The sequence below is a fragment of the Kocuria tytonicola genome, from assembly GCF_003687455.1.
GTDB lineage: Bacteria > Actinomycetota > Actinomycetes > Actinomycetales > Micrococcaceae > Kocuria > Kocuria tytonicola.
The window spans coordinates 1-5,871 of the sequence record NZ_PHOA01000124.1 but is presented as its reverse complement, the minus strand read 5'-3'; the positions used below and the strand labels follow the sequence as shown (position 1 = coordinate 5,871).

At 70.2% G+C, this 5,871-nt stretch carries 5 protein-coding genes; 1 reads left to right on the top strand and 4 read right to left on the bottom strand.

What is annotated here, in order from left to right; translation table 11 throughout:
* Positions 1-114: 114 nt before the first annotated feature.
* The 4 genes from CWC38_RS10635 to CWC38_RS10620 form a co-directional block, all read right to left on the bottom strand.
* The gene (locus tag CWC38_RS10635; RefSeq protein WP_121846708.1) at positions 115-981 is read right to left on the bottom strand and encodes a 3-hydroxyacyl-CoA dehydrogenase family protein; all 867 of its coding nucleotides are present in this window, start codon (positions 979-981) and stop codon (positions 115-117) included.
* A complete protein-coding gene (locus tag CWC38_RS10630; RefSeq protein WP_240625224.1) occupies positions 978-1,916 on the bottom strand; it encodes an enoyl-CoA hydratase/isomerase family protein in 939 nt (312 codons plus the stop codon). The genes CWC38_RS10635 and CWC38_RS10630 overlap by 4 nt, the downstream gene beginning before the upstream one ends.
* 7 nt (positions 1,917-1,923) lie before the next feature.
* The gene (locus CWC38_RS10625; protein WP_121846707.1) at positions 1,924-3,147 is read right to left on the bottom strand and encodes a thiolase family protein; all 1,224 of its coding nucleotides are present in this window, start codon (positions 3,145-3,147) and stop codon (positions 1,924-1,926) included.
* Positions 3,148-3,434: 287 nt separating this feature from the next.
* A complete protein-coding gene (locus CWC38_RS10620; protein ID WP_121846706.1) occupies positions 3,435-4,859 on the bottom strand; it encodes an MFS transporter in 1,425 nt (474 codons plus the stop codon).
* A 226-nt stretch (positions 4,860-5,085) separates the two neighbouring features.
* On the opposite strand from CWC38_RS10620, the gene CWC38_RS10615 reads away from it, so the two are divergent.
* Positions 5,086-5,838, top strand: a complete 753-nt coding sequence (locus CWC38_RS10615) for a 3-hydroxybutyrate dehydrogenase (protein WP_121846705.1) — start codon at positions 5,086-5,088, stop codon at positions 5,836-5,838.
* Positions 5,839-5,871: the final 33 nt, after the last annotated feature.

Here is a 5,871-nt window from a genome sequence, read left to right as displayed (position 1 = left end):
GTCTTTGCTACTGCAATCAGGCGTGACCGAATCGTGATGTGGGGCGACCCGCCGCCCGGGGGTGCCGGGGAGCGGGTCGCAGCCGTGCTTTCCTGGTCTGGCCAGGAGGGACACTCAGGAGTAGTCGTAGAAGCCCTTGCCGGACTTCTTGCCGAGCTCTCCGCGCTCCACCATGTCCCGCATGAGCTGCGGGGGAGCGAAGCGGGGGCCGAGCTCCTTCTCCAGGTACTCCGCGATGCCCAGGCGCACGTCCAGGCCCACGATGTCCGTGAGTGCGAGCGGGCCCACGGGGTGCTTGTAGCCGAGGACCATGGCGTTGTCGATGTCCTCGGCGGACGCCACACCCTCCTCGACCATGCGGATGGCCTCGAGGCCCAGCGCCACGCCCAGGCGGGAGGACGCGAAACCGGGTGCGTCCTTGACCGTCACCGGGGTCTTGCCGATCCCCGCGACCCACTGCTGGGTGAGGTCCTGCAGCTGCTGGCCGGTCCGCTCGCCCACCACGATCTCCACGAGCTGGGAGGCGGGCACCGGGTTGAAGAAGTGCATGCCGCAGAACCGTTCGGGGCGCTGCAGCTCGGCGGCGAGACCGTCGATGGACAGCGAGGACGTGTTCGAGGCGAGCCACGCGTCCTCGCGCAGGTTGGCTTCCACGTTCTGCAGGGACGAGACCTTCAGGTCCCAGATCTCCGGGACGGCCTCGACCACCAGCTCGCAGTCCGCGAAGTCCGTGTAGTCCACGCTGACCGCGAAGTTCTCGGTCCACACGTCCAGGTTGCCGTCGATCTTCCCGCGCTCCAGTGACTTGGCGAGGTCCGACTCCACGCGCTCCTTCGCGGCTTCGGCGGCCTGGGCGTGCACCTCCACCACGGTCACGTGGGCGCCGGAGATCAGGAACGCGTGGGCGATTCCCGCGCCCATGCGCCCGCCGCCCAGCACCCCCACGGTCCCGGGAACGGTTGCTGCGGTGCTCTCGCTCATTTCTTCGACTCCTTCTTGCGGTCCAGGAACGCCTGCATGCGGTCGAACTTGGCCTGGGACTCGAACAGGATGGCCTGCGCGAGCTCGTCCACGTGCGGGTGGGCCTCACGGGGCATGGCGAACACGCGCTTGCTCACGCGCACCGCCAGCGGGTCCTGCGCGGCGATCCGGTCCGCGAGCGCGTCCGCCGCGGCGAGCAGCTCGTCCGGCTCGTGGATCTCGGTGATGAGCCGCGCGTCCAGGGCCTCCTGGGCGGACAGGATGCGACCCGCCATGAGGATGTCCTTGGCCAGGGCCTCCCCGGCGAGCTCCTTGAGCCGCCACAGAGCGCCGGCCGCGGCGATGATGCCCAGCCCCGCCTCCGGTTGCCCCACCTTCACGCGGGGGGTGCCGATCCGGAAGTCCGCCGCCCACGCGAGCTCCGCTCCGCCGCCCAGGGCGTAGCCGTCCAGTGCTGCGATCACGGGCATGGGCAGCTTGGCGATCCGGTCGAAGATCTGCGAGTTCACCCCGCGCAGTGCGTCCTCACGACGCCGCTCGCGCAGCTGGGCGATGTCCGCACCCGAGGCGAAGATTCCCTTGCCGTTCACGCGGCTGCCGCTCAGCACCAGGATCCTGGGCTCGCGCTCCAGGTGCCCGCACACGGTGTGCAGCTCGTCCACCATGACCTGGTCGATCGCGTTGCGCACCTCCGGGCGGTCCAGGGCCACGTGCAGGCGGTCCGGGTGCTCGCTCACGCGCAGCGCCTCGAAGTCCGCGGCCCACGAGGGGGTCCGGCCCTCGGGGGTCGCCTGCGCGGGGGGTTCGCTCCCTGCGGGGGTGCCGGTGGAGGCTCCGCTCATGGCGCTCCCGTTGTGGGGGGCCGACGCCTCTGGGGTGCCGTGCGCACGGGCGTCGCGTGCGGCGTCGTCGTGGGTGGAGCTCGTGTCCGTCACGGCCGGATCACACCCGCTCGATCAGCAGGGCGGCGCCCTGGCCCACGCCGATGCACATGGTGGCGAGGCCCTTGCCGGCGCGCTCGCGCTCCATGCGGCCCATGAGAGTGATGACGATGCGCGAGCCCGAGGAGCCCAGCGGGTGGCCCAGCGCGATGGCGCCGCCGTCCCGGTTCACGATCTCGGGGTCCAGGCCCAGGCGGCGGATGGAACCGAGGGACTGGGTGGCGAAGGCCTCGTTGATCTCCACGGAGCCGAGATCCCCCACGGACCAGCCGGCGCGCTCGAGGACCTTCTCCGAGGCGGGGACCGGGCCCAGGCCCATGATCTCCGGGGCGAGGCCCGCGGAGGCGCCGTCCACCACGCGGGCGCGGGCGGTGAGGCCGTACTTGGTCACGGCGCGCTCGCTGGCCACGATCACGGCCGAGGCGCCGTCGTTGAGGGAGGAGGAGTTGCCCGCGGTGACCACGGAGCCGCCCTTGACCACAGGACGCAGCTTGGCCAGCACCTCGGGGGTGGAGCCCTCGCGGGGGCCCTCGTCCGTGTCCACCACGGTGACGGCGCCCTTGCGGCCCTTGACCTCCACGGGGACGATCTCGTCCGCGAAGTGCCCGGCGCGAATGGCGGCCAGCGCCTTCTCGTGGGACTGGGCGGCGAACGCGTCCGCGTCCTCACGGGAGATGCCGTCCACGCGGGCCACCTCCTCCGCGGTCTCCGGCATGGAGTAGGTCATCTTGCCGTCGCGGGACAGCGGACCGTCCACGAACGCGGGGTTGGGGAAGCGCCAGCCGATCGAGGTGTCGTAGACCTCTCCGGGCTTGGCGAACGCGGTGGCGGGCTTCTCCATGACCCACGGGGCGCGGGACATGGACTCCACGCCGCCGGCCACCACGATGTCCGCCGCGCCGGACTTGATCATCTGCGAGGCAATCGTGATGGCGGACATGCCCGAGGCGCACAGCCGGTTCACGGTGATGCCGGGAACGGTGTCCGGGTAGCCGTTGAGCAGCCACGCCATGCGGGCCACGTTGCGGTTCTCCTCGCCCGCGCCGTTCGCGTTGCCCAGGATCACCTCGTCCACGAGTGCCGGGTCGATCCCCGAGTCCTCCACGACGGAGCGGATGCAGAGGGCGGCGAGGTCGTCCGGGCGCACCGAGGACAGGGCCCCTCCGTAGCGGCCCACGGGAGTGCGGGCTCCTCCGACGAGAAAGGCTTGCGGCATCTCGGACATGGCGTCTCCTCCGTGTGGAATAACTGACCGTTCGTTCAAGCTCAGGTTCCCCGATCGTGTGAGCCACGTCAATTGGTGACGTGTCGCCCGGGTGCGGGGTGCCGGGTGCGGAGTGCTCCGGGATCTGGTGCGGATGCGGACGGGCCCGGCATCGCTGTGGATGCCGGGCCCGTCCGTGGTGCGCGTTCGCCCCGTTGCGAGGCATCTCTCCGCGGATCACCCAGCGGGGAACTCCCCGTGCGGGCCACCCGCCCCGTGCGGACCGCCCGCGGGGTGCGGGGTGCGGATCAGTGCCGGGTGGTGCTCGTGGGGGCGGTGTCCTCGGGCTCACCGGCCACAGGGGGCACGATCTCGCCGGGGTGGGACTTCACGTACTCCTCGTGCACCTCGGCCACGTGCAGGTCCTTGCCCTGGTCCGACTTCCTGACGAAGCACACGGCGACGAACGAGACCAGGGAGAGCAGGGAGATGTAGAGGCCGATGGTCCAGGCCTGGCCCGTGCGGCCCAGCAGCAGCTCGGCGATCATGGGGGCGAACGCGCCGCCGATGATCGAGCCCAGGGCGTAGCCGATGGAGACGCCCGAGTAGCGCACGCGGGCCGGGAACATCTCCGCGTACATCGCGGACTGCGGACCGTAGGAGGGCCCCAGGCCCATGGTCAGGATGAAGATGGCCAGCGCGAACAGCGGCAGGGACGCGGTGTTGAGCATCCACCACATGGGGATGGCCCACAGGATGATGATGCCGTAGCCGATCTGGAAGGTCAGCCTGCGCCCGATCCTGTCCGACATCCACCCGCCCAGCATGGTGAAGATCAGCCACCCGATGCCGCCCACCAGGGAGGCGATGAGCGTCTCCGGGCGGGACATGTGCAGCGCCTTGGTGCCGTAGGCCGCGAAGAAGGCGATCACCAGGTAGCCCGCGGCGTTGTTGCCCGCGAAGATCAGGGCCGCGAGGACCACCTCGCGGGGGTTCTTGCGGAACAGCTGGCCCAGGGGCGCGGAGGACTCCTTGGCGCGCTGCTGCATCTCCAGGAACACGGGGGACTCGTCCACGGAACGGCGGATGAGCCAGCCCACGAAGATCAGCACGATGGAGAACAGGAACGGGACGCGCCAGCCCCAGGACTCGAACTGCTCCGGGGTGAGCGTGGTGGTCAGCGCGAACATGAACAGGGTGGCCATGAGCATGCCGATGGGCACGCCGATCTGCGGGTAGGCACCGAACAGGCCGCGCTTGTTCACGGGTGCGTGCTCCACGGACATCAGCGCCGCGCCACCCCACTCGCCGCCGGCGGAGAAGCCCTGCAGGACGCGCAGCAGGATCAGGAGGATGGGTGCGGCCACCCCGATCTGGCCGTAGGTGGGCAGCAGACCGATGAGCGTGGTGGCCACCCCCATGCCGAACAGGGTCATCACCAGGGTGATCTTGCGGCCGAACCGGTCACCGATGTGCCCGGCCACGATGGCGCCCAGGGGGCGGAACAGGAAGCTGATGCCCAGGGTGGCCCACGTGACGATCTGGGCCAGCTGGGGGTTGTCCGCGCTGAGGGGCTTGAAGAAGTGGGTGGCCAGGATGAACGCGGCCGCCTGGGCGTAGATGAAGAAGTCGTACCACTCGATGGTGGTGCCCACGAGGGTGCCCGCAAGGACCTTGCGCTCTTCTCGTGACATGGTGTGGCCCTGCGCGGGCGCTGCGGTGGTGGATGCCATGCGGTGTCTCCAGGATCGTCGGACAGGGTCCGTGGGGTGCCAGTGGCGAGGTGCTCGGGCACTTACCGACCGAGCGTTCTGGTACGGAGTGTACGAGAGCATGTGAATCGCGTCACCCGCGTCGTGTACAAAATCGTATATGTTACGCGGCGCGCACCTCGCACGCCGCGCGGGGAATCCGGGCATACTTCCGTCTGGAAGCCGTACCCGCGTGAAGGAGCACCCGATGACCGACGCCACACTCACCGGCAGGAAGGCCCTCGTGACGGGCGGCGCGAGCGGCATCGGCGCCGCCGCCGTCAGGGCGCTCGCAGCCCACGGTGCACACGTGACCATTGCCGACATCGACCACGACGCCGCCGCGCGCCTCGCCGCCGAGGTGTCCGGGGAGGCGTGGGCCGTGGACCTCACGGACACCGCCGCCCTCGCGGAGCTGAGCCTGGACGTGGACGTGCTGGTGAACAACGCGGGGATCCAGAAGGTGGCACCCATTCAGGACGTCGACCCCGCGGACCTGCACCGGATCCTCACGCTCATGCTGGAGTCCCCGTTCCTGCTGGTCCGGGCCGCCGTGCCCCACATGTACGAGCAGGGGTGGGGGCGGATCATCAACGTTTCCTCGGTGCACGGACTGCGGGCCTCCGCGTTCAAGTCCGCGTACGTGGCCGCCAAGCACGGCCTGGAGGGGCTCTCCAAAGCCGTGGCCCTGGAGGGGGCGCCGCACGGCGTCACGAGCAACTGCGTGAACCCCAGCTACGTGCGCACCCCGCTGGTGGACAAGCAGATCGCGGACCAGGCGGCCACCCACGGCATCCCCGAGGACGAGGTGGTCGAGAAGATCATGCTCACCGAGTCCGCCATCAAACGGTTCGTGGAGCCCGAGGAGGTGGGAGAGCTGATCGCCTTCCTCGCCGGCCCCTCCGCCGGGATGGTCACCGGCGCGGCGTACACGATGGACGGCGGCTGGACGGCGTCCTGAGCCGACGCCGCCCGCCCGCCCACCGTCTCCTCC